Raw genomic sequence first — 23,723 nt, 5'->3', positions numbered from 1 at the left:
AAGTAATTTATCAGAAACATTTAATAAAAAAATAAAGGCAATATTAAATAAGTTTATTAATTAACATCGCTTTTATCTAGTATCACTTTATATAAAATTGATCTAAGTGTAATAAAAAAATAAGGATTTAGGTTATTAGTAAAGTGATGATTTCGCTTCATTTAACAGAGAATCATTTTCTATTAAATCTAAAGCAGTTTGAGCTAAGGCATAGGAAGCTTTTAATCCTTGTTCAAATCCAAAAGAAGATATTGTTTGTTCAGCGAATTCTTTGGTTCCGAAATAAATTACACCTTTTTCTATTATATTAATATAAGGATGAATACAGGGAACTATAGTACTTATGTTTCCAATACTTAATCTAGATTCTATATGTAAAGGAGGACATATTTCAATTACACCATTTTCTTTTAAATTATTTATAAAAAGCCTATTTAATGTTTTATTTGATAATAATTCTTCACTTGGGGGTTCATAAAGAGAATAGGAGCATTGAAGACCCATAAGTTTACTTACATACAGTGTTAGTTCTCTAATTCTTTCTTCAGCAAATTTGGCCATATCCATATTTTTAGCCTGTATATAAAATTTAGCTTCTGCCTCTTCAGGAACTAGCAAAGGTGTATTACATCCCCTAGATAGAATAAAATTTATAGATATATCTGGTGTTAAAGCTTTTAAAAGTGAATTTAATATATTAAATGATAATAGTATTCCATCTAAAGATGTATATGTTTTTGAATTTAGGAAGCTAAGTCCATTTCCACCTATAAATTTAACTTCTAAAGGAATAGTTGCTTTAGATAAGCCACTTTCTGCTGTGACTAATTCTGGTTGAACCATTAAAACTGCATCTATATTATCAAAAACTCCGAGTTTAGCAAAAATAGATTTAGAACCACCTAAGAATTCACCAGGAGAACCAATTACAGTTATGGTTCCAGTGAATTTATCTGTAAACTTACCAAGACCTATGGCTGATGAAATACTTATAGTGGTTAAAAGGTTATTGCCTGTAATATGACCTTGATCTTTTGTTGCATCATAATCACATAAAAAACAAATGTTAGGGTAACCTGAACCTTTAGTTGCTATGAAAGCAGTTTCAATATCGCAAAAATTTTTAGTAATATTGAATCCTCTTGTATTTAAAAAATCACAAATATATTTGCAAGATTCATATTCTTTATAACTTTCTTCAGGGTTATCATATAAGAATTTACATAATTTAAATAAGCTTTCTTTTTCAGTAGATAGATATGATAAGATTTCCTGTTTCATAAAAATTCCTCCTAAATTTTTTTATATTTAATAGTTTTATCAATAATAAAAAAAATATTTATTTTTATGAATAAAATCAAAAGTAAAGGAAAAAATTTTATATAAAAAGTATTTATTGTAAGGGTACAAACTATAAATTTAGGAGTGATTAAATGAGTAATAAAATATGTATTATATGCAAAAAACACGGATATGGTATAATTATAAAAGGTAAGCTTATTTGCAAAAGTTGTGAAACTAAAGTAATAGAATGTGATTTAGATAGTGAGTTTTATAAATTTTATAAAAACAGATTAAAAGAAGAAATTTACACTAGAAAATCTGTTTAATATACTAAAGAGGGGGATTTTATTTGAATAATGTTCCGATAATAAATAAAATCAGTGATTATCTAAAAGAAGATGTTGTCCCATTTTCTATGCCTGGTCATAAGATGGGAAGAGCGTTTAATGATGAATTAAAAAGCATTTTATTAGAAGGTGATTTAACTGAGGTTGAGGGATTAGATAATTTACATAACCCAGAGGGAATAATAAAAGATGCTCAGGATAAATTGACTCGATTATATAAAAGTAAACAAAGTTATTTTTTAATTAATGGAAGTACTTGTGGGAATTTAATAATGGTATTTTCAGCTTTTAATGAAGGAGATAAGGTTTTAGTCGAACGAAATTGCCACAGAAGCATAATGAACGGTGTAATACTTAGAAAATTAGAACCGATATTTATAAAGAATAAATATGATAAAAAATTAAAAGCACCTATAGGTATTGATTTGGATAGTTTAGATGAACTATTAAAGGTAGAAAATAATATTAAAGGAATAATACTAACGTATCCTAATTATTATGGTATAGGTCTTGGTATTGAAAATATAATAAAGTTGTGTAAGGAAAGAAACATAAAAGTTTTAATAGATTCGGCACATGGAGCTCATTATGGCTTTAATAAAAAATTACCTAAAAGTCCACAAGAATTAGGGGCGGATATGGTTATTATGAGTGCACATAAAACATTGCCAAGCTTAACTCAAACATCTTATCTTCATGTTAATAATTTAAAATATATAGGGAATGTAGAATTTTACAAGGGTATATTTATGAGCACTAGTCCATCATATATGCTTATGATGAGTTTAGATTATGCTAGAAATTATTTAGAAAATCATGGAGAGAATGATTATAATAAGTTAATAAAAATTATTAAAGAATTTAGGGAGAAAATTAAAGACATAAGTTATTTAAATATTGTAGATAAAGAATTTATATGTGAAAATTGCGAGGATGACAAGAATAAAGCATGTAGTCGATGCAATCTTCAGCATGACTTTAGTAGGATAGTTATAAATTTAAAATATGGTTATAATGGAAACAAGCTTTTAAAATATTTAAGGGAAAATCGTATCCAATGCGAAATGAGTGATAATAAAAATATAGTTTTAATACCAACACCTTTTAATAAGAAAGAAGATTTTGATATTTTATACAAGGTTCTTTTAAATTGTGATGTTGAAATGATAAAGTCAAAGGAACAAAATTTTTATAATATTGATATTCCCAAAAGAAAATTTATCCCTTATGAGATAATTGGAAAAGAAAGTGAAGAAGTGTGTTTAAGTGATTCTTTGGGAAGAGTTGTATTTGAAAATATAATACCTTATCCACCTGGAGTACCTATATTGCTTTCAGGAGAAATAATAGAGCAAGAACATATAAAATATATAGAAAATTATATAAATGAAGGTACAAATATCATAGGGGTTAACAACCATTATATAAAAGTGATAAAATCAGATGATAAAGTTTAGATATTGTGGGGGAAATGTAATGGGAAAAGTTTTTTGTATAATGGGTAAAAGTGGCTCAGGAAAAGATACTATTTTTAAAGAAATTATTAAAGATAATTCTTTAAATTTAAAAAAAATAGTTGGATACACTACTAGACCTAAGAGAGTGGAAGAGAACGATGGTGTAGAATATAATTTTATAGATGATAATATGATAAATAAATTTATACAAAAAAATAAAGTTATTGAACTTAGAAAATATGATACTGTAAATGGAATTTGGTATTATGGAACAATGGATGATGGGCAAATAAATTTACAGACTAATAGCTATATAGTTATATCAACTTTAGAATCTTATAGTAGTTTTAAAAAATATTTTGGATCTAATAATGTTATTCCTCTATATATAGATGTTGATGATGGAATAAGACTTCAAAGAATTTTAAATCGTGAGATGAGTGAGGATAGTCCAAACTATAAAGAGATTTGTAGAAGATTTATAGCAGATTCAGAGGATTTTAGCAATAAAAATTTAAAATTAAATGGTATTGAAAAAATATATTCAAATAATAATCTTGTAGAATGTATCGCAGATGTAAAAAATAATATTATTAAATACATAAAATAGGGATATATGATAAAATATCAACAAGTAAATACTGTTGATATTTTATTTTTCCTGTAGTTTATAAGCATGGATGTTATAATATTTGTAATAGAAATAATTTTAAGATTGTTTTTATAGTATTATTCTATTTTGGTTTAATGAGATAAAAATTTAAGATTAAATAAATATAAGAGGATTTTTATATGAAAATTATAGGTCATAAAGAAGTTATAAATAGTTTTAATAATGCTTTAAAAAATGATATGATTTCACATGCTCATCTTATAATTGGAGAAGATGGAATTGGAAAAAGTTTAATAGCTAAAAAATTTGCTATGAATATATTAGGAGTTAAAGTAGAAAAAAGTTATATAGATATAATAGAGTATAAGACTAATAAAGAGTCTTTTGGGATTGATAATGTTCGAGAAATAATTAATGAAGCTAATAAAAAACCTTATGAATTTGATAAAAAAGTAATAATAATATATGGTGGAGAAAAATTAACCAGTCAAGCTCAAAATGCTTTATTAAAAACAATAGAAGAGCCACCTAAAGGTGTATTTATAATATTGTTGTCTAACAATAGCGAAAGTATTCTAGATACTATAAAGTCAAGATGTCAAATTTATAGGCTTTGGCCTTTAAGCAAAGATGAAATGTATGAATTTATAAATATTAGTTATAACGATATAAAGACTGAACAAGCTGAGGTTTTATTATCGTTTTGTGAAGGTATTCCCGGAAGAATAGAAAAATTAATAAATGATGAATCTTTTAAGGAGATAAGATTAATTGTAGTAGAATTATTAAAAGAAATATCAACTAATAATTCAGAACTTGTATTAAAATATTCTGATATTTTTTGTAAATTTAAAGGAAGAGAAAATGATATTTTATCTGTTTTTAAAACTTTTATAAGAGATATAATTGTATACAAGGAAATCAAAGGTCATATGGATATATTAAATTTAGATAAAATAAATGACATTGAAGAGATAGCAAGTGTTATTTCTTATAAAAAGTTAGAAAAAATATCACAAATAATAGATAAGACAAGAAAAGATTTAAAGAGTAATATAAACTTATGGGCTGCATTTAGTAGCATGTTGATTAGCATATTGGAGGAAGAAAAATGGTAAATGTAATAGGGGTAAGATTTAAAAAAGCGGGGAAAATATATTATTTTGGACCTGATAAATACGACATAAATAAAGGAGATTTTGTTATAGTAGAGACTGCTAGAGGTATAGAATTTGGTGAATGTGTTATAGGAATAAAGCAAATTCCAGAAGAAAGTATTATATCTCCTCTAAAATTAGTATTAAGAATTGCAACTAAAGATGATATAAAAAAACATAAGGAAAATAAAGAAAAAGAAAAATCAGCATTTAAAATATGTTTAAATAAAATATCAGAACATGGACTTAATATGAAGCTTATAGATGTAGAGTATACATTTGATAATAATAAGGTGATATTTTATTTTACTGCGGAGGGAAGAGTTGATTTTAGAGATTTAGTAAAAGATTTAGCAACTATATTTAAGACTAGAATAGAACTTAGACAAATAGGGGTTAGAGATGAGGCTAAGATGTTAGGTGGTCTTGGACCATGTGGAAGACCACTTTGTTGTTCTACATTCTTAGGAGACTTTGCTTCTGTATCAATAAAAATGGCAAAAGAGCAAAATCTATCATTGAATCCCACTAAAATTTCTGGAATATGTGGTAGACTTATGTGCTGTTTAAATTATGAGCAAAGCACCTATGAGGATATAAGAAAGAGGCTTCCAAAGGTTGGATCATTAGTGGAAACTGAAAGGGGAAAAGGTGAGGTAGTAAGCAATAATTTATTAAAGGAAAAGGTAGCAGTTAAATTTAAGATTTCAAAAAATGAGGATGTAGTAGAAGATTTTAGAATAGATAATATAAAACTTATATCAGGTGGATATGAAGATGATATTGAAGATTCTGATATAAAATTAGAAATAGAAGATGAGGCAGATAAAAAATTGGTTAGGGATTTATTTAAGGGTAATTAATTTTATGACAATTTAAAAATTTCGCCAAACGCTTTTAAATGTTATTTAAATGTGGTAATATAGAGTTTGTACGAAGAACTATTTTTAAGGAGGTGTTTTTAATGGCATACAAAATAGAAGATTCATGCGTAAGCTGTGGAGCATGCGCTGCTGAATGTCCAGTTGAAGCTATATCTCAAGGAGATACTCAATACGTTATAGATGCTAGCACTTGCATTGATTGCGGAACTTGCGCTAACGTTTGTCCAGTTGGAGCACCAGTTGCTGAATAATTTATAAAAAAAGCTATCTTAAGAGGATAGCTTTTTTTATTATGTAATTTAATTAGAATAAATATCTATTAATATAATTTTTGATTTTGTGTGTAGTCCATCTTTATTTATTGAAAAGGTAGATACATTTTCAACTGGATACTCTTTCATCTCCATAAGAAATTTATCAACTCCTGCTAAAGGAATATTTAGTAACTTTGTTTTATAATGCATAGGAATTATGAATTTAGGATTTATCTTTTTTACAACTTTTGCAGCAGTTTTAACATCAAAAGTATATGTTTCTCCCACAGGAACAAAAAGAACATCTATTTTACCTAGTTCTTTTAGAGTTTCTTCATCTAAGTCATGCCCTAAGTCTCCTAAATGGCAAAGTGTTACAGAATCGATAATGTATTTAAATATTATGTTATCTCCTCTCTTAGTCCCGTTTGTTTCATCGTGGAAGGATTTTATTCCTGTAATTTCACAAAAATCACTATTATAATTTCCTAAAGATTTAATTATAGTAGGATTGTTTTTAATAAGTTTTGTAAAGTTATGATCATAATGGTCATGACTAATTGTTACTAAATCAACAGAACCCTCAAATGGTGTATAGCCTATACTATCATTAAATGGATCTATAAGAAGTCTTTTACCATTGCTTGTTTTTATTAAGTAAGAAGCTTGACCAAGCCAATAAATATTCATTAATATTTTCCTCCTAAATTAATTATAAATTTAATAAAATTGTAACATAAATTTAAAAAAATTATAACATAAGTTTAAAAAAGGTATTATATATGAGTTGAAAATACTTTTTGTGGATATAATCACTAATAAAGTTAATGTGTTTAAATATGATATAGGAGGATTAGAATGCTTTTCGATAAATTTACAGAACGAGGTAAGAAAGTAGTATTAAGAGCTAAGGAAAGTTCTAAGGAGCTTAAGCATGGATATATAGGAACGGAACATATATTAATAGGTTTACTAAAAGAAGGAGGGCAAAGCAAGGAATTATTAATAAGGTATGGAATAACAGAAAAAAAAGTATTAGAACTTATAAAGAAATTCTTAGGTGTTGGGGAAATTGAATATAATCAAGATGAAATACCAGTTACGCCAAGAGTTAAAAGTATATTAGAAGACGCGTCTTATGAAGCAAAATCCATGGGACAAAATTATGCAGCTCCTGAGCATATATTATTGTCTATGTTAAAGAATAATGATAGTTTAGGTTTTATAATTATATCTAAATTATTTAATGGAAACATAAAAACTTTAATAGAAATGATTACAGAGGATATTAAGAAAAATTATTATCAGCAAAATATAAATCAAGATAAATTAGATAGAAAGTATAACAGGGATAAAAGAAATGATACGCCTTCTTTAGATATGTATGGTGTAGATTTGACATGTATGGCAGAGGATGAAAAGCTAGACCCTGTTATAGGGAGAGATGATGAAACTCAAAGGCTTCTTGAAATACTTTGTAGGAGAGTTAAAAATAATCCATGCTTAATAGGAGAACCTGGGGTTGGTAAAACGGCAATAGTAGAAGGATTAGCTAGAAAGATAGTTGAAGGAAAGGTACCAGAAATACTTAGAGATAAAAAAATAGTTTCTTTAGATTTAACATCTATGATTGCTGGATCTAAATATAGAGGAGAATTTGAGGATAGATTAAAAAAGGTTATAAATGAACTTAAACAAGTAAATAACACAATATTGTTTATAGATGAAATTCATACAATTGTTGGAGCTGGAGGAGCAGAAGGGGCTATAGATGCATGTAATATACTAAAACCAGCTTTAGCTAGAGGGGAAATTCAATGCGTAGGAGCAACAACCATAGATGAATATAGAAAATATATTGAAAAAGATACAGCATTGGAGAGGAGGTTTCAACCTATAAAAGTTGAAGAGCCTTCAAAAGATGACGTTTTAAAAATATTAAAGGGAATTAAAAGCAAATATGAGATTCATCATAAGGTTGAAATAACAGAAAAAGCATTAAGTGGTGCTATATATTTATCAGATAGATATATAACAGATAGATTTATGCCAGATAAAGCTATTGATCTTATAGATGAAGCATCGGCAAGAGTTAGAATAAATAGTTTGAATACTCCAGAGTATATAGAAGATTTAGAGGAAGAATTAGAACTTTTAATAGCTGAAAAACAATGTGCTATAGAAAAACAAGATTTTGAAGTTGCAGCAAAGCTTAGAGATGAAGAATCAAAATTAAAATCAGAATTGGAATATGAAAAAAATAGATGGTTAGACGAAAACTCTGTAAATGTTGAAACTGTTGATTATGAAGATGTTGTAAATATAGTTTCTAGATGGACTAAGATACCTTTAGAAAAGATAAATGAAAGTGAGACGGATAGGTTATTAAATTTAGAAGATAGACTTAAGAAGAGGGTTGTTGGTCAAGAGGATGGAATAAAGGCTTTGGCAAAAGCTGTTAGAAGGGCTAGAGTTGGATTAAAAAACCCTAAAAGACCAATTGGATCATTTATATTTTTAGGGCCTACTGGAGTTGGAAAAACGGAGCTTTGCAAGGCTTTAGCAGATGTTATGTTTGGAGATGAAAATAATTTTATAAGAATTGATATGTCAGAATATATGGAACAGCATGGAGTATCTAAACTTATAGGTTCGCCACCAGGTTATATTGGGTATGAAGATGGAGGTCAGTTGACTAAAAAAGTTAGAAGTAATCCTTATTCTGTTATATTGTTTGATGAAATTGAGAAAGCAAATCCAGATATTTTAAATATACTTTTGCAAATATTAGATGATGGTATATTGACAGATGGAAAAGGAAAAACTGTAGATTTTAAAAATACGATAATAATAATGACCTCTAATATTGGTGCAGAGTGCTTAAAGAAAAAAAATTCTTTAGGATTTTCAATATTAGAAGAAGGTGAAGATGAGAGATATGAAAAGATGAAAAATGAAATGATTGAAAAGTTAAAAAAATCTTTTAGAGATGAGTTTTTAAATAGGGTAGATGATATAATAGTTTTTCATCAATTGCAACATAGGCATTTATTAAAAATTGTCGATATAATGTTAACAAATACCAAAGATATATTAAAATCAAAAGATATGGATTTAAATTTTACTGATGAGGTTAAGCAATTTTTAGTTGAAAAAGCTATAGATACAAATTATGGTGCAAGACCATTAAGAAGAGCTATAACTAAAAACATAGAAGATAAATTAAGTGAGGAAATATTAAAAGGAAATGTAACTAAAGGAAGTGTTTTAAAAGCTATCATTGAGAATAATGAAGTTGGTTTTATTAAAAATTAAAATTATAAGATAAAGATTTTCATAATTTATGAAAATCTTTATCTTATATTATTTAGAGCTTTGTCTATTTCTTCTTGTTTAAAGCCTATTATAATTTCATTATTTATTTCAAGTACAGGAACATGACCTTGTTTTGTTTTTTTAATCATTTCATTTCTAGCTTCCATGTCAGATTGAACATTTAGTTCCTTAAAATCAATGTTTAAAGATTTTAAATATTCCTTTGCTTTGGTACACCAAGGGCATGTACTTGTAGTATAAATTTTAACCATTATAGTATCACTCCTAAATTTTATTATGTATTATATCTTCATTACTAATCTTATCATTAATTAGTAAATTTGTCATAGAATCATAATCATTAACTGTATTAAACATATTGTTCTTATAATTTCTTAATGGATTTGATTTTATTTTTTCGGGATTATAGTTGTTGTATAATTTATCTTTAATATTCAATAATATCAACTCCTTATTAAAATAAAATTTAATATAATTTTAGTATTGTTAAAAGAGTTAAAAATATTCATTATGTACTTAATATAAAAGTACTATTGGCATTTATAAGATATAAAAAATTTTATTATATCTTGTAAATAAAAAAACATATATTTGATAAATAAAGGAAAATATAAAGAATAGTAAAAATTATATATAAATAGTCGTAACTATGTGCTATTATTAGTTTTATAGAAATTTTAATAAATAAGTATTTAATTTATGGTAAAGTTATTTTAATGTGATTTAAATTAATTTTATTTAAAATATAGTATTAGATAATGGTTATTTTAAGGGGGTTAACATAAGTGGCTAAACAAAAGAGTATATTTATATGCCAAAACTGCGGATATGAATCTCTTAAATGGCTTGGAAAATGTCCAGATTGTAATAGCTGGAATACAATGGTTGAAGAAATAAAAGATAATAATTTAAAATTTACTAATATTAATATAGAAAAAAAACTTGATGCAGTAAAAAAGATAGGTGAAATAAAATCAGGAGAGAAGGAGAGATACAATACAAAGATTACTGAGCTTAACAGGGTATTGGGTGGAGGTCTTGTTAAGGGATCTATGATACTAATATCAGGAGATCCTGGAATTGGAAAGTCAACATTGCTTTTACAAACTGCAAATAATATATCTAAAGAATATGGGAAGGTATTGTATGTTTCTGGAGAAGAATCAGAGGAACAAATAAAGATAAGGGGAGATAGATTAGGGATAGATGCAGATGAATTATATATAGTATCTGAAACAAATTTAGATGTTATTAATATATATATAGATCAAATTAAGCCTATTTTTGTTATAATAGATTCAATACAGACTGTATATAAAGATAGTGTTAGTTCTGCACCTGGAAGTGTTTCTCAGGTAAAAGAATGTTCGAATTCTATAATGAGAATAGTTAAGGGAAATAATATACCTCTTTTTATAGTTGCTCATGTAACAAAGCAGGGAGAATTAGCTGGTCCTAGGGTTTTGGAGCATATGGTAGATGCAGTATTATCATTTGAGGGAGAGAGAACAGAAGAATTTAGAATATTAAGAACTATGAAAAACAGGTTTGGAACGACATCAGAAATAGGGGTATTTGAAATGAGACAAGAAGGTCTTATAGAAATATATGATCCATCAAAAATGTTTTTAGAGGATACTTCGTTTAATCAAGAGGGCTCAATAGTAATTGGAATTATAGAAGGAACTAGACCTATTCTTGTAGAAATACAGGCCTTGGTGAGCGAAACCAAAGCCGTAATGCCAAGAAGAACAGCAGTTGGTATAGAGAATTCAAGATTAAGTTTAATTTTAGCTGTTCTAGAGAAAAAATTAAAAATTCCATTTTATAATACTGATATATATGTAAATGTAGTTGGTGGACTTGAGATAGAAGGTACTACCGCAGATTTAGGTATTGCAATAGCATTAATATCATCTGTTAGAGGTAGAGTGTCTAAATTGGAAAGATTATTAATTATTGGAGAAGTTGGATTAACAGGAGAAATTAGACCAATTGCCAATTGTGAAAGGATAATAAATGAAGCTGAGAAAATGGGATTTTTAAATGCCATAATACCTTATAGAAATTTAGAAAAAGTAAAGAATTCTAAATTAAATATAATTGGAGTTAAAACTTTAAAGGAAGCTATAAGTAAGATATTTTAATAGATAGGTGAGTATATGAGGATAGAACAAGATAGTGAAATAAAAAAAGTACTAAAGATAATAAGCCCTGGAACAGCGTTAAGAGAAGGTCTTGAAAATATTTTAAGAGCTAAAACTGGAGGACTTATTGTATTAGGGAATAATGAAAGTGTATTAGATATAGTGGATGGAGGATTTAATATAAATTCAGATTATAGTCCAGCTTTTATATATGAGCTTGCTAAAATGGATGGAGCGATAATTGTAAGCTCTGATTTAAAGAGGATATTGTATGCTAATACTCAACTTATGCCTAATCAATCAATTGCAACTTATGAAACGGGAACAAGGCATAGAACTGCCCAACGTGTTGCTAAACAAACGGGCAATATAGCTATTGCAATATCTCAAAGAAGAACAATGATAACAATATATAAAGGTGATATAAAATATGTGTTAAGAGATAGTAGTATTGTTCTAAGCAAAGCTAATCAGGCATTACAAACATTAGAAAAATATGTAGTTGTTTTAGATAGGGTAATAAATAATTTAAATATTTTAGAATTTCAAGATTTAGCTACATTATTTGATGTTACAACAGCTATTCAGCGTACAGAAATGATTATGAGAATAGTTCAGGAAATTGATGGTTATATTATAGAGCTTGGGAATGAAGGAAGACTTATATCGATGCAATTAAATGAATTGGTAAGAAATATAGAACAAGATGGATTGCTTCTTATAAGAGATTATTGTAGTAATAAAGATTTAGATTTAGAGGATATATATAAAAATATACAATTATTATCATCGGAAGATTTATTAGATTTAGAACAAATAGCTAAAGAACTAGGATATGTTGGAAAACCATTAATTGACACATTAGTGTCACCAAAGGGATATAGAATAGTCAATAAAGTGCCAAGAATACCTTCAAACGTAATAGAAAATTTAGTTAAGCATTTTAACAAATTAAAATACGTGTTAGAAGCAGGGACAGAAGAATTAGATAAGGTAGAGGGAATTGGTGAAGCGAGAGCAAAAGCTATAAAGAATGGGCTTAGAAGAATAAGGGAACAAGTATCTTTAAATAAAAATCTATAGCAAAAGTAGTGCTTGATAAATCAAGCACTAAAGATTATTTATCTAAGAGTAAATTTGCCTAATGTGTTCATTTTATCATATTCTTTTAGATAGATATCATAAAGATTTAAACCAAGAGCGTTACAAAGGGAAGCTAAATAGAACATATTGTTTCCTAACTCTCTTTCAATAACTTCTCTACAGTTGTCGCAAAGCTGTCCTTCTATACCGCTAGTTATGGTATTTAAGTTTTCTAAGTAGTTTTCATCATAGATTAAATCTTGCTTTTCGGCAGATACTTTGATGCAACCACAATTTGTAACTGCTTTACAAACTGCTCTAGAAGCTCTAGCTTGAGATTCTTGATATTTGCTTAAAATGTCTAAGATATTTCTATGTCTTAATAGAGAATCATTTACACTGTTTTGAAAATTATCAAAAATTATATCTCTCATAGTGTTACACTCCTTAGTAAAAGAATTTCATCATATATTTTTATACTAATTATAAGATTTGTATTTGTAAAAAGTCAATAAATTACAAAATATAGTTATAAAATTATTAGATTAACTTGAATATAATATTAAAACAAACTGTTTATTATTAATAGGGGGTGTTATTAAATAGTGATTTAATTATATTAAGATTCATGCTAACAACTAATTAATAGGAGGTGATATTAGTGGTAAAAAATTTTTTTAGAGGGACATTTACAGTTTTAGGGCTTTTAGCGGGGTATATAATAGGAGAATCTATAACCAAAAATAAATATATTGGTCAAAATGCTTATTTTTCCAATATAATTATACAGGCATTATTTTTAATTTTTATGACAGTTGCTGTTGGTGTTATACTGTTTTTAATTTCCCCAGCTATTTATAGATATATAAAAAGATTTATATCTTATATGGAAAGTGGCATTAGTAAGCTTTCTGCAAGTGAAGTAATATTTGGTGTTTTAGGAGCAGCAATTGGTATAATAATAGTATCAATATTTACTATACCGTTAAATTATATTTTAAGTAATATAGCAAACAGTGTTTTAGGATCAGTAGTTTTAATAGCAATTAATTTTATAGCAATGTTAGTTGGTATTGATTTAGCTATAAAAAAGAAAGATGACATATTGATATATATCGAGAATTTTAAGAAAAATTCACCTAAAGAAAAAAAATCAAAAATTAAGGTGGTTCCTAAAATATTAGATACATCAGTAATTATAGATGGAAGAATATTTGATATATGTCAAACAGGATTTGTTGAAGGACCATTGGTTATTCCAAGCTTTGTATTGGATGAACTTAGGCATGTATCAGATTGTTCAGATTCATTAAAAAGAACAAGAGGAAGACGTGGTCTTGATATATTAAATAAAATACAAAAAGAATTGCCAATAGAAGTTCAGATTTGGGAAGGAGATTTTCCAGAGATAAATGAAGTTGATAGTAAACTTTTAAAACTTACACAAAAGTTAGATGGAAAAGTTTTAACTAATGATTATAATTTAAATAAAGTAGCAGAGGTTCAAGGTGTTACTGTTCTAAATATAAATGAACTTTCTAATGCAATAAAGCCAGTTGTTCTTCCGGGTGAAGATATGAAGTTAACTATCGTAAAGGATGGTAAGGAATCTGGACAAGGAATAGCCTATTTAGATGATGGAACAATGATTGTAGTAGAAGGTGGAAGAAAGTATATTGGAGAAGAGATAAACGTGACTGTGACGTCAGTTCTTCAAACAGCAGCAGGAAGGATGATATTTGCTAAACAGAAGGGATAGGCATTATGAAAAAAACAATAGCAATTATTTTAGCAGGTGGAAAAGGAAAAAGAATGGGAGCTAATATTAGCAAACAGTTTATAGAGATAAATGGGAAACCTATAATATATTACACAATTAAATCTTTTGAACTTTGTGAAGGTATTGATGAAATAGTTTTAGTTTTACCTAAAGATGAGATTAGCTATTTTAAGAATAATATAATGAATAAATTCGATTTTAATATATCCAGCATAATTGAAGGTGGAAAAGAAAGACAAGATTCTGTTTACAATGCATTAAAAAGTATACAAGATTGTGAAGTAGTTTTGATACATGACGGAGCACGACCTTTTGTATCAAAGAAAATAATTGAAGATGGAATAAAAAAAGCTAAAGAGTATGGAGCAGCAGCACCTGGAGTTGTGCCAAAAGATACTATTAAAATTAGAGATAATAATGGGTTTTCAATAAAAACTTTGAAGAGGGACGAATTAGTTGCTATTCAAACGCCTCAATGTTTTGATTTTAATATAATAAAGAAGTGTCATGAAGAAATAAAGAAGAAGAATATACAAGTTACTGATGATACTATGGTAGTTGAGATGTTTGGAAATAAAGTTCTTATTTATGATGGAGACTATAAAAATATAAAAATAACAACCAAAGAAGATTTGATTATTTGCAATGAATTTTTAAATAATTAATTTGTAGATTAGTATTTTTTTAGAATATTGACATAAAATTTTTATAAGGATATAATGAAAAAGCAAAATCCATATAAAACGTTGAAGAAGATTAGTAAAAACTACCATTCAGAGAAAAAATCCTAGGCTGTAAGATTTTTAAAAAGTTTTGAACCTACTTCTGAGTTGTATTTAAAAATTACCGGTTTAATATCGTTAAAATTATAAGAGTACAAATTTAGGTGGTACCGCGACTTATTGCTCGCCCTAAAATATTTTTAGGGTGAGTTTTTTTATATTTGTTAAAAATAATAAAAAATATTAGTTATGATTTAAATATTATAAAATATTATAAATAATTTTTTAGGAGGTATTTTAAATGAGAGCATCAAAAATGTTAATATCAACGTTAAGAGAGGTTCCAGCAGAAGCAGAAATAGAAAGTCATAAGCTTATGTTAAGGGCTGGTATGATGAGAAAAATGGCAGCAGGTATATATAATTATATGCCACTTGGACTTAAAGTTTTAAAAAAAATAGAGGATATAGTGAGAGAGGAAATGGATAATGCAGGTGCTCAAGAATTTTTAGCATCAGCACTTTTACCATCAGAACTTTGGAAAGAATCTGGAAGATGGGATGCTTATGGGGCAGAAATGTTTAGATTAACTGATAGAAATAGTAGGGAATTTTGTTTAGGACCAACTCATGAAGAGGTATTTACTGACATAGCAAGAAATGAAATAAAGTCATATAAGCAACTTCCACTTAATCTTTATCAAATTCAAACTAAATATAGAGATGAGAGAAGACCAAGATTTGGTGTTATGAGATCTAGAGAATTTATAATGAAAGATGCTTATAGTTTTGACAAAGATCAAGAAGGATTAGATGTTTCTTATAATAAAATGTATGAAGCTTACGTTAAAATATTTAATAGATGTGGGTTAGATGCTAAATGTGTTGCGGCAGATTCAGGTGCAATTGGAGGATCAGGTTCTGCTGAATTCATGGTTAAATCAGAAGTTGGTGAAGATGATGTAGTATTTTGCACAAGTTGTGATTATGCAGCAAACATAGAAAAAGCGCCAGCAACATCAGAAATGGCTGAAAAAGAAGAATTAAAAGAATTGAATAAAATAGAGACTCCTCATACAAAAACTATAGAAGATTTAGCGAAATTATTTAACTGCTCAGAAAAGAAAATAGCTAAGACATTAATATATAGAGCAGATGATAAAGTTGTAGCTGTAATGGTTAGAGGTGATAGAGAAGTTAATGAAGTTAAAGTTTCTAATGCTTTAGGAGGAGTTATAGAGCTAGACATGGCAAGTGAGAGTATGGTTAAAAATGCTACAAATGCTGAAGTTGGTTTTGCCGGTCCTATAGGAATAAAAGTTGATAGATTATTAGTTGATACTGAAGTTGCTAATATGTTTAATTTTATAGTTGGTGCTAATGAAACAGGATTCCATATAGAAAATGTGAATTATGGAAGAGATTTTGAGGGAGAAGTTTCAGATTTTAGAAATATAACAGAGGGTGAAAAATGTCCTGTGTGCGGAAAAGAAATAACAATAGCAAGAGGAACTGAAGTTGGTCATATATTTAAATTAGGAACCAAGTATTCAGATGCTATGAATGCTACATTTATTGATGAGAATGGAAAAACTAAACCATTTATCATGGGTTGTTATGGAATAGGTGTAACAAGAACAATGGCTTCAATAATAGAGCAACACAATGATGAAAATGGAATTATATGGCCTTTATCAGTAGCCCCATATCATGTATCTATTATAATAGCTAATATGAAAGATGAAACTCAAATTACTTTAGCAGAAAAAATGCATGAAGAATTAGAAAATATGGGGATAGAAGTATTTTTGGATGATAGAAATGAAAGAGCTGGAGTTAAATTTAAAGATTCAGAGCTTATGGGTATTCCTATGAGAATTACTGTTGGGAAAAAAGTATCAGAAGGAATAGTTGAATTTAAGTTAAGAAATGGTGGAGAAAATGAAAATATATCCATTGAAGATGTATATAATAAAATTAAAGATGAGTTTAAAAAGGCATCAATAGAACTTAAAAGATAGGAGGAGTTTGCATTGATTAAGGTATATAATACTTTAACTAAGAAAAAGGAAGAATTTAAGCCTTTAGTTGCTGGAAAAGTTAAAATGTATGTTTGTGGTCCTACTGTATATAACTTTTTTCATATAGGTAATGGTAGAACGTTTATAGTATTTGATACGATAAGAAGATACTTTGAATACAGAGGATATGAAGTAGAATTTGTACAAAATTTTACTGATATAGACGATAAGATGATAAAAAGAGCCAATGAAGAAAATACTACTGTAAAGGAAGTTGGAGATAAATATATTAAGGAATATTATGAAGATGCTGATAATCTTAATATAGAAAGAGCAACAGTAAACCCTAGAGCAACAGAATATATAACGCAAATAATAGATTTTGTTAAGGGGTTAGTTGACAAAGGGTTTGCTTATGAAGTAGATGGAGATGTGTATTTTTCAACTAAAAAGTTTGGTGATTATGGAAAACTTTCTGGGCAAAATATTGAAGATTTACAATCAGGGGCAAGAATAAGCATAGATGAGAGAAAGAAAGATCCTATGGATTTTGCCATATGGAAAGCTCAAAAACCTGGTGAACCTGCTTGGAAAAGTCCTTGGGGAATGGGAAGACCTGGATGGCATATAGAATGTTCTTGTATGGCTAAAAATATATTAGGCGATACTATAGATATTCATGCTGGTGGTTCAGATTTAGCTTTTCCACATCATGAGAATGAAATAGCGCAAAGTGAAGCATTAACAGGAAAAACATTTGCAAATTATTGGCTTCATTCAGCTTTTGTTAATGTAAACAATCAAAAAATGTCTAAATCATTAAACAATTTTTTAACTGCAAGGGCTGCACTTGAAAAGTTTGATGCTGATGTAATTAGATTTTTAATGTTATCTGCTCACTATAGACAACAATTAAACTTTAGTGAAGAATTGTTATTATCTGCAAAGGCTTCAGTTGAAAGAATTTATAATACAATATATAATTTAGAAAACTTATTGGATGAAGTTAGAACTACTCATATTACAGATGAAGAAAAGAAATATTTGCAAAGCTTAAACAAATATAAAGAAAAATATATAGAAAAAATGGATGATGATTTTAATACAGCAGATGCTATAACAGCCATATTTGATCTTATAAAAGATGTAAATATTAATGTTAATATAGATTCGTCTAAGGAGTTAATTACAGGTTGTTTAAATTTAATAAGAGAGCTTGGAAAACCTCTAGGTATGTTACAAAAATCAACTAAAGTAAATTTAGATGATGAAATTCAAAAGCTAGTTAATGAAAGGCAACAAGCAAGAAAAGATAAAAATTGGGCTTTAGCGGATAAAATAAGAGATGATTTAAAAAGCAGGGGAATTGTTTTAGAGGATACCCCTCAAGGGATAAGATGGCATAAAATAGATGAATAAAAATTTATTATAGATATTATAAAAGGTTGAATTGTAGAAATAATTATAATTCGACCTTTTATTTTTAAAATTAATTTCTAAATTTAGATAAGTTATGATAAGATTGATTTGTAATAAATAAAACTAGGCCGCAATTCTTATAAAAGTGAAATTTTATATTTTATTGAGTAAAGTATATAAATAAAAGGAGCTAAAAATGGATTTTCAATTATTTAAAAACAAGTTTACAAAAGAAGAGGTAAGACAATTAAATCCTCTTGTACTTGCTTTTATTGGAGATGGAGTATATGAAGTTTTTATAAGAAGTTACATAATTGATAGAAATAGAAATATGCCTGTCCATAAACTTCATATAAAAACAATATCATACGTAAGAGCACATGAACAAAGTAATTTTATGAATCAGCTTATAGAATTATTAAACGAGGAAGAATTATTAATATATAAAAGAGGAAGAAATGCAAAATCAGGGACAATACCTAAAAATGCAGATGTTAGAGAATATAGAAATGCAACTGGGTTTGAAGCATTAATAGGATATTTATATTTAATAGATAATAAAGAACGATTAGAGGAACTATTAAATAGGTGTGTAGAGTAAAGAAAATGAGGAGAATATTATGAGTTTGAAGGTTAAATTAATACAATATACAAGAGAAGCAGAAAAGACTATAGCAGCTGCGGCTAAACTTTGTTATAGTGCAGTTGGGGTGGATGATATAGTTTCTAACTTGAATGAAGAAAATGTAGAAAAATTTTTAAATATGTTAATGTCGTATGGGCATCAATCTCCAATAGAACATGTAAGTTTTACATTTGCAGTAGAAGGAGTTTCAAGAAGTTTAACGCATCAATTGGTAAGGCATAGGATAGCTAGTTATTCACAACAAAGTCAAAGATATGTAAAACTAAATCAATTTGAATATATAGTTCCACCAGCTATAAATAATAATGAGAAATGTAAAGAAATATACGTAAATGCTATGAAAAATATTCAGAGAGATTATGATATTATTGTGGATAATCTTATGCAAGATTATTTAAAGCAAGGTTTAGATAAGAAAGTTGCTGAAAAAAAAGCTATAGAAGACGCAAGATATGTTTTTCCAAATGCTTGTGAAACAAAAATAATATTAACAATGAATGCGAGAAGTCTTATAAATTTCTTTAATCATAGATGCTGTGAAAGAGCACAATGGGAGATAAGAAATTTAGCGGATGAAATGTTAAAACAAGTAAAAGAAGTTGCACCGATTTTATTTAAGTATGCTGGTCCAAACTGTGTAAAAGGTGCTTGTCCAGAAGGAAAAATGACTTGTGGAAAGAGTAGTGAAAAAAGAGAGATATATTTAGGAAGTAAATAAAAGTGATTTTTAAGGAGAATTAATAATGACAAAATCAGAAAATAAATACAAACATTTAACTCGTAAACAAAAATATTTTGCAGATAGTGTAAATAAAGGACATGATAAGAGAAATAACAATGAAGAAAATTATATAAAACAAAGAGAAGATTTAGTAGAAGGTAGAAATGCAGTTATAGAATTATTAAAATCTAATAAAACTATAGAACAATTATTTATAGCTAATGGAAAAATGGAAGGATCTATAAATAAAATTTTAGGTTTAGCAAAAGATAAAGGTGTTATTGTAAAAGAAGTTGATAGAAAAAAGTTAGATTTAATGAGTGAAACTAAAGCACATCAAGGTGTTATTGCCCAAATTACACCGTTTAAATATAGTACAGTAGATGAGATTTTAAATTATGCAAAACAAAAAGATGAAGATCCATTTATAGTTATATTAGACGAATTGGAAGATCCACATAATCTAGGATCTATAGTAAGAACTGCAGAACTTTGTGGTGTTCATGGAATTATAATACCTAAAAGAAGAAATGTTGGAGTTACTGCCACAGTTTATAAGGCATCAGTTGGAGCTATAGAATATGTGAAAATAGCTAAAGTAATCAATGTAAATAGTACAATTGACGAATTAAAAGCAAAAAATATCTGGGTATATGGAGCTGATATAAATGGAGAAGAGTATAGTTATGATACTAACTTCAATGGAGCTTGTGCGATTGTTATAGGAAATGAGGGAAAAGGAATAAGCAAGCTTACTAAAAATAAATGCGATAAATTAGTAAAAATACCTATGGTAGGAAAAATAAATTCTTTAAATGCTTCTGTTGCCGGTGGTATAATGATGTATGAAGTATTAAAGGGAAGGATAAAAAAATAGAAAATGAGTGAGGAAAGTTGAGAAGAATTTTTGTAGATGGATATAATGTTATAAATAGTTGGTCAGAGCTAAACGAACGAAAGAAATATAGTTATGAAGCAGCAAGACAAAAACTTATAGAAATGCTTCAAAACTATGCAGCATATAAAAGTTGTAAAATTGTTTTAGTTTTTGATGCTCACAAAGTTTTAGGAAATTTAGAAAAACAAGATATCGTAGGAAACATAGTTGTTGTTTTTACAAAAGATGGAGAAACAGCAGACTCATATATAGAACGAGTTGTGGATGAGATTGGGAGAAAAGTAGAGGTTGTAGTTGTTACATCGGACTCACTAGAACAACAAACTATATTTCAAAGAGGCGCTATTAGAATGTCTTCTATAGAATTTCATAATGAAGTAGTAGAAGTTCAAAGAATTATAAGAAAAAAAACTGAAAAAAATAACATAAATACTAATAAAAATTTTTTGAGTGATAGAATAGATAGAGATATTTTTGAAAAATTAGATAAAATAAGAAAACAATAATGATAAATTATTGACTGTAAAATAAATGGGATTTATAATTTAATTAAATGGGTAAAAATGGAGGGGAATATGTTTGAAAAGGGTAGAAATAAGTAGAGAAATTGGTTATATAAATGAAATATCGGATGAAGAAATAGTTTTAAAAGCTAAAGGTGGAAATAAGTTAGCACAAGAAAAAATAATAAATAAATATGAGCAATTTGTAAGAAATAAAGCAAAATCTTATTTTTTAATTGGAGCAGATAAAGAGGATATATATCAAGAAGGAATGATTGGCTTATATAAAGCAATTATAGATTTTAATCCGGAAAAATTAACATCTTTCAAAGGATTTGCGGAATTATGCATAACTAGACAGATAATTACAGCTATAAAAACTGCTACTAGGCAAAAACATATTCCATTAAATACCTATGTATCTTTGAATAAACCTATGTATGAAGAAGAATCTGATAGAACATTGTTAGATGTTATTGAGGGGTTGACGGTAAGTGATCCTGAGGAACTTATTATAGGTAGAGAAGAAGTAAATCATATAGAAAAAGAGATAAGCAAAGTGCTTTCAGAACTTGAATTAGAAGTGTTAATGTCATATCTTGACGGAAAAACATATCAAGAAATTGCCTGTGATTTGGATAGACAGGCAAAGTCAATAGATAATGCACTTCAAAGAGTTAAAAAGAAATTAGAAAAATGTTTAAATATTAGATAATCAATTATATAAAATATATTGACAAAGAATTTTAATAGTAGTAAAATTTCTATGGTATAAAGAATACTTTACGTATTTAACTGCTCACATAGCTCAGTCGGTAGAGCGTCGCCTTGGTAAGGCGGAGGTCGTCGGTTCAATCCCGATTGTGAGCTCCATGAAATGGAAAGTAGAAAACGCTAGGTAGAGTTTATTTAATATAAGGAGGAAAAAACAATGTCAAAAGCAAAATTCGAAAGAAATAAGCCACACGTAAACATTGGAACAATAGGACACGTAGACCACGGTAAAACAACATTAACAGCAGCAATAACAACAGTATTAGCAAACAGAGGATATGCAGAAGCATTCAACTATGCTGATATAGATAAAGCACCAGAAGAAAAAGAAAGAGGAATCACAATTAACACAGCACACGTTGAGTATGAAACAGAAAATAGACACTATGCTCACGTTGACTGTCCAGGACATGCTGACTATGTTAAGAACATGATAACAGGAGCAGCACAAATGGATGGAGCTATATTAGTATGTTCAGCAGCAGATGGTCCAATGCCACAAACAAGAGAACATATACTATTAGCATCAAGAGTTGGAGTTGACTATATCGTAGTATTTTTAAATAAAGCAGATATGGTAGATGACGAAGAATTATTAGAATTAGTTGAAATGGAAGTTAGAGAATTATTAAATGAATACAACTTCCCAGGAGATGATATTCCAGTAATAAAAGGATCAGCATTAAAAGCATTAGAAAATCCAACAGATGAAGCTGCAATAGCTCCAATTTTAGAATTAATGGAAGCAGTAGATAGCTATATTCCAACACCAGAAAGAGCAACAGACAAACCATTCTTAATGCCAGTAGAAGATGTATTCACAATCACTGGTAGAGGAACAGTTGCAACAGGAAGAGTTGAAAGAGGAGTTCTTCATGTATCAGACGAAGTAGAAATCGTAGGATTAATGGAAGAAAAGAGAAAAGTAGTAGTAACAGGAATAGAAATGTTCAGAAAGTTACTAGACGAAGCGCAAGCTGGGGATAACATTGGAGCATTATTAAGAGGTATCCAAAGATCAGAAATCGAAAGAGGTCAAGTACTTGCAAAAGTTGGATCAGTAAACCCACACAAGAAATTTGTAGGTCAAGTTTACGTATTAAAGAAAGAAGAAGGTGGAAGACATACTCCATTCTTTGATGGATATAGACCACAATTCTATTTCAGAACAACAGACGTTACAGGAACAATTAAATTACCAGAAGGAATGGAAATGGTAATGCCTGGAGACCACATAGATATGAACGTTGAGTTAATCACTCAAGTAGCAATGGATGAAGGATTAAGATTTGCTATTAGAGAAGGTGGAAGAACTGTAGGTTCTGGTGTTGTTACTAAAATAATAGAATAATTTGATTTTTATATTATCATACTTGAGGGGACTGGGTTATATGACCTAGTCCTTTACATAGTGAACGGTTATGTTGACAGTGTTATGGATTTATGATAATGTAATTTAGTAATACTGGAAGTAAGTAATATTTACTTTATATATAAGAAAAACTGGAGGTGCTTACGGTGAGAGTTAAGGTTACTTTAGCATGCACAGAGTGCAAACAAAGAAATTACAACACAATGAAAAATAAAAAAAATGATCCTAATAGAATAGAAATGAAAAAATACTGTAAATTCTGTAAGAGTCATACTCTTCACAGAGAAACTAAATAGTTTTATTTAG

The 23,723-nt window shown here is 28.1% G+C and carries 25 protein-coding genes and 1 tRNA gene; 21 read left to right on the top strand and 5 right to left on the bottom strand.

All coding sequences use genetic code 11. From position 1 onward, the window contains the following. Nucleotides 1–135 precede the first annotated feature (135 nt). Nucleotides 136–1,281 (bottom strand): zinc-binding metallopeptidase family protein, encoded by a 1,146-nt coding sequence (locus tag HH195_RS09950; protein ID WP_196370983.1) that lies wholly within the window; start codon nt 1,279–1,281, stop codon nt 136–138. Nucleotides 1,282–1,433: 152 nt separating this feature from the next. On the opposite strand from HH195_RS09950, the gene HH195_RS09945 reads away from it, so the two are divergent. The 6 genes from HH195_RS09945 to HH195_RS09920 all read left to right on the top strand — a co-directional run bounded on the left by HH195_RS09945 (nt 1,434) and on the right by HH195_RS09920 (nt 5,993). Next, nucleotides 1,434–1,610 carry a sigma factor G inhibitor Gin gene (locus HH195_RS09945; protein ID WP_196370982.1) on the top strand — a complete coding sequence of 59 codons (177 nt, stop codon included), beginning with the start codon at nt 1,434–1,436 and terminating at the stop codon, nt 1,608–1,610. A 23-nt stretch (nt 1,611–1,633) separates the two neighbouring features. Beyond that, complete coding sequence (locus HH195_RS09940; RefSeq protein ID WP_196370981.1) at nt 1,634–3,088, top strand: aminotransferase class I/II-fold pyridoxal phosphate-dependent enzyme; 1,455 nt, start codon at nt 1,634–1,636, stop codon at nt 3,086–3,088. A gap of 19 nt (nt 3,089–3,107) precedes the next feature. Beyond that, nucleotides 3,108–3,698 carry a nucleoside/nucleotide kinase family protein gene (locus HH195_RS09935; RefSeq protein ID WP_196370980.1) on the top strand — a complete coding sequence of 197 codons (591 nt, stop codon included), beginning with the start codon at nt 3,108–3,110 and terminating at the stop codon, nt 3,696–3,698. Between the two features lie 182 nt (nt 3,699–3,880). Continuing rightward, the gene (locus HH195_RS09930) at nt 3,881–4,819 is read left to right on the top strand and encodes a DNA polymerase III subunit delta' (protein WP_243278501.1); all 939 of its coding nucleotides are present in this window, start codon (nt 3,881–3,883) and stop codon (nt 4,817–4,819) included. Further along, a complete protein-coding gene (locus HH195_RS09925) occupies nt 4,813–5,721 on the top strand; it encodes a PSP1 domain-containing protein (protein ID WP_196370979.1) in 909 nt (302 codons plus the stop codon). The genes HH195_RS09930 and HH195_RS09925 overlap by 7 nt, the downstream gene beginning before the upstream one ends. A gap of 101 nt (nt 5,722–5,822) precedes the next feature. Further along, on the top strand, nt 5,823–5,993 hold the full coding sequence (locus HH195_RS09920; RefSeq protein WP_055260192.1) for a DUF362 domain-containing protein: 171 nt from the start codon (nt 5,823–5,825) through the stop codon (nt 5,991–5,993). Nucleotides 5,994–6,041: 48 nt separating this feature from the next. On the opposite strand, the gene HH195_RS09915 is transcribed toward HH195_RS09920, so the two are convergent. Further along, nucleotides 6,042–6,686: an MBL fold metallo-hydrolase gene (locus HH195_RS09915; RefSeq protein WP_196370978.1), complete on the bottom strand. Its 645-nt coding sequence runs from the start codon at nt 6,684–6,686 to the stop codon at nt 6,042–6,044. Nucleotides 6,687–6,854: 168 nt separating this feature from the next. Here HH195_RS09915 and HH195_RS09910 point away from each other — a divergent pair, with 168 nt between their 5' ends. Next, entirely contained in the window at nt 6,855–9,311 is a 2,457-nt protein-coding gene (locus HH195_RS09910) for an ATP-dependent Clp protease ATP-binding subunit (RefSeq protein ID WP_055260194.1), read from the top strand. A gap of 38 nt (nt 9,312–9,349) precedes the next feature. Here the strand turns inward: HH195_RS09910 and HH195_RS09905 are convergent, their stop codons facing one another. After that, nucleotides 9,350–9,583: a glutaredoxin family protein gene (locus HH195_RS09905; protein WP_055260195.1), complete on the bottom strand. Its 234-nt coding sequence runs from the start codon at nt 9,581–9,583 to the stop codon at nt 9,350–9,352. Nucleotides 9,584–9,596: 13 nt separating this feature from the next. Next, nucleotides 9,597–9,770, bottom strand: coding sequence for a hypothetical protein (locus tag HH195_RS09900; RefSeq protein ID WP_195926319.1), 174 nt, complete (start codon nt 9,768–9,770; stop codon nt 9,597–9,599). 347 nt (nt 9,771–10,117) lie between these two features. Here HH195_RS09900 and radA point away from each other — a divergent pair, with 347 nt between their 5' ends. Together radA and disA are read left to right on the top strand one after the other, a co-directional pair. Further along, nucleotides 10,118–11,479 carry a DNA repair protein RadA gene (gene radA, locus HH195_RS09895; protein ID WP_196370977.1) on the top strand — a complete coding sequence of 454 codons (1,362 nt, stop codon included), beginning with the start codon at nt 10,118–10,120 and terminating at the stop codon, nt 11,477–11,479. 15 nt (nt 11,480–11,494) lie between these two features. Continuing rightward, nucleotides 11,495–12,562, top strand: a complete 1,068-nt coding sequence (gene disA / locus HH195_RS09890; RefSeq protein WP_055260197.1) for a DNA integrity scanning diadenylate cyclase DisA — start codon at nt 11,495–11,497, stop codon at nt 12,560–12,562. Nucleotides 12,563–12,600: 38 nt separating this feature from the next. Here disA and HH195_RS09885 read toward each other — a convergent pair whose 3' ends face one another. After that, nucleotides 12,601–12,996, bottom strand: a complete 396-nt coding sequence (locus HH195_RS09885; RefSeq protein ID WP_055260198.1) for a nucleoside triphosphate pyrophosphohydrolase family protein — start codon at nt 12,994–12,996, stop codon at nt 12,601–12,603. A gap of 227 nt (nt 12,997–13,223) precedes the next feature. Here HH195_RS09885 and HH195_RS09880 point away from each other — a divergent pair, with 227 nt between their 5' ends. The 12 genes from HH195_RS09880 to rpmG all read left to right on the top strand — a co-directional run bounded on the left by HH195_RS09880 (nt 13,224) and on the right by rpmG (nt 23,713). Then, a complete protein-coding gene (locus HH195_RS09880; RefSeq protein ID WP_196370976.1) occupies nt 13,224–14,321 on the top strand; it encodes a PIN/TRAM domain-containing protein in 1,098 nt (365 codons plus the stop codon). Nucleotides 14,322–14,326: 5 nt separating this feature from the next. Further along, nucleotides 14,327–15,007 carry a 2-C-methyl-D-erythritol 4-phosphate cytidylyltransferase gene (gene ispD, locus HH195_RS09875; protein WP_055260200.1) on the top strand — a complete coding sequence of 227 codons (681 nt, stop codon included), beginning with the start codon at nt 14,327–14,329 and terminating at the stop codon, nt 15,005–15,007. A 358-nt stretch (nt 15,008–15,365) separates the two neighbouring features. Then, a complete protein-coding gene (locus HH195_RS09870; protein ID WP_196370975.1) occupies nt 15,366–17,084 on the top strand; it encodes a proline--tRNA ligase in 1,719 nt (572 codons plus the stop codon). Between the two features lie 15 nt (nt 17,085–17,099). Beyond that, complete coding sequence (gene cysS / locus HH195_RS09865) at nt 17,100–18,503, top strand: cysteine--tRNA ligase (RefSeq protein WP_055260209.1); 1,404 nt, start codon at nt 17,100–17,102, stop codon at nt 18,501–18,503. 196 nt (nt 18,504–18,699) lie between these two features. Further along, entirely contained in the window at nt 18,700–19,104 is a 405-nt protein-coding gene (locus HH195_RS09860) for a Mini-ribonuclease 3 (protein ID WP_196370974.1), read from the top strand. A 19-nt stretch (nt 19,105–19,123) separates the two neighbouring features. Continuing rightward, nucleotides 19,124–19,867: an FAD-dependent thymidylate synthase gene (gene thyX, locus HH195_RS09855; RefSeq protein ID WP_196370973.1), complete on the top strand. Its 744-nt coding sequence runs from the start codon at nt 19,124–19,126 to the stop codon at nt 19,865–19,867. A gap of 25 nt (nt 19,868–19,892) precedes the next feature. After that, the gene (gene rlmB / locus HH195_RS09850; RefSeq protein ID WP_196370972.1) at nt 19,893–20,747 is read left to right on the top strand and encodes a 23S rRNA (guanosine(2251)-2'-O)-methyltransferase RlmB; all 855 of its coding nucleotides are present in this window, start codon (nt 19,893–19,895) and stop codon (nt 20,745–20,747) included. Between the two features lie 17 nt (nt 20,748–20,764). Beyond that, on the top strand, nt 20,765–21,274 hold the full coding sequence (locus HH195_RS09845; RefSeq protein ID WP_196370971.1) for an NYN domain-containing protein: 510 nt from the start codon (nt 20,765–20,767) through the stop codon (nt 21,272–21,274). A 73-nt stretch (nt 21,275–21,347) separates the two neighbouring features. Further along, nucleotides 21,348–21,986 (top strand): RNA polymerase sporulation sigma factor SigH, encoded by a 639-nt coding sequence (gene sigH, locus HH195_RS09840; RefSeq protein WP_243278500.1) that lies wholly within the window; start codon nt 21,348–21,350, stop codon nt 21,984–21,986. An 82-nt stretch (nt 21,987–22,068) separates the two neighbouring features. Then, nucleotides 22,069–22,144, top strand: a tRNA-Thr gene (locus HH195_RS09835). A gap of 58 nt (nt 22,145–22,202) precedes the next feature. Continuing rightward, nucleotides 22,203–23,396: an elongation factor Tu gene (gene tuf / locus HH195_RS09830; RefSeq protein WP_058991536.1), complete on the top strand. Its 1,194-nt coding sequence runs from the start codon at nt 22,203–22,205 to the stop codon at nt 23,394–23,396. A 167-nt stretch (nt 23,397–23,563) separates the two neighbouring features. Next, nucleotides 23,564–23,713 (top strand): 50S ribosomal protein L33, encoded by a 150-nt coding sequence (gene rpmG, locus HH195_RS09825; RefSeq protein ID WP_055260249.1) that lies wholly within the window; start codon nt 23,564–23,566, stop codon nt 23,711–23,713. Nucleotides 23,714–23,723 lie beyond the last annotated feature (10 nt).

The sequence above is a fragment of the Candidatus Sarcina troglodytae genome, assembly GCF_015708635.1.
Classification (GTDB): Bacteria; Bacillota; Clostridia; order Clostridiales; family Clostridiaceae; genus Sarcina; species Sarcina ventriculi.
The sequence above is the reverse complement of the archived record's forward strand: the minus strand, read 5'-3'. Positions and strand labels throughout refer to the sequence as shown.

What these genes read in the sequence shown, in the direction of transcription:
- HH195_RS09950 (WP_196370983.1), bottom strand. Translation starts at nt 1,281, where the DNA reads ATGAAACAGGAAATCTTATCATATCTATCTACTGAAAAAGAAAGCTTA.
- HH195_RS09945 (WP_196370982.1), top strand. Translation starts at nt 1,434, where the DNA reads ATGAGTAATAAAATATGTATTATATGCAAAAAACACGGATATGGTATA.
- HH195_RS09935 (WP_196370980.1), top strand. Translation starts at nt 3,108, where the DNA reads ATGGGAAAAGTTTTTTGTATAATGGGTAAAAGTGGCTCAGGAAAAGAT.
- HH195_RS09930 (WP_243278501.1), top strand. Translation starts at nt 3,881, where the DNA reads ATGAAAATTATAGGTCATAAAGAAGTTATAAATAGTTTTAATAATGCT.
- HH195_RS09925 (WP_196370979.1), top strand. Translation starts at nt 4,813, where the DNA reads ATGGTAAATGTAATAGGGGTAAGATTTAAAAAAGCGGGGAAAATATAT.
- HH195_RS09920 (WP_055260192.1), top strand. Translation starts at nt 5,823, where the DNA reads ATGGCATACAAAATAGAAGATTCATGCGTAAGCTGTGGAGCATGCGCT.
- HH195_RS09915 (WP_196370978.1), bottom strand. Translation starts at nt 6,686, where the DNA reads ATGAATATTTATTGGCTTGGTCAAGCTTCTTACTTAATAAAAACAAGC.
- HH195_RS09910 (WP_055260194.1), top strand. Translation starts at nt 6,855, where the DNA reads ATGCTTTTCGATAAATTTACAGAACGAGGTAAGAAAGTAGTATTAAGA.
- HH195_RS09905 (WP_055260195.1), bottom strand. Translation starts at nt 9,583, where the DNA reads ATGGTTAAAATTTATACTACAAGTACATGCCCTTGGTGTACCAAAGCA.
- disA (WP_055260197.1), top strand. Translation starts at nt 11,495, where the DNA reads ATGAGGATAGAACAAGATAGTGAAATAAAAAAAGTACTAAAGATAATA.
- HH195_RS09885 (WP_055260198.1), bottom strand. Translation starts at nt 12,996, where the DNA reads ATGAGAGATATAATTTTTGATAATTTTCAAAACAGTGTAAATGATTCT.
- ispD (WP_055260200.1), top strand. Translation starts at nt 14,327, where the DNA reads ATGAAAAAAACAATAGCAATTATTTTAGCAGGTGGAAAAGGAAAAAGA.
- HH195_RS09870 (WP_196370975.1), top strand. Translation starts at nt 15,366, where the DNA reads ATGAGAGCATCAAAAATGTTAATATCAACGTTAAGAGAGGTTCCAGCA.
- HH195_RS09860 (WP_196370974.1), top strand. Translation starts at nt 18,700, where the DNA reads ATGGATTTTCAATTATTTAAAAACAAGTTTACAAAAGAAGAGGTAAGA.
- thyX (WP_196370973.1), top strand. Translation starts at nt 19,124, where the DNA reads ATGAGTTTGAAGGTTAAATTAATACAATATACAAGAGAAGCAGAAAAG.
- rlmB (WP_196370972.1), top strand. Translation starts at nt 19,893, where the DNA reads ATGACAAAATCAGAAAATAAATACAAACATTTAACTCGTAAACAAAAA.
- tuf (WP_058991536.1), top strand. Translation starts at nt 22,203, where the DNA reads ATGTCAAAAGCAAAATTCGAAAGAAATAAGCCACACGTAAACATTGGA.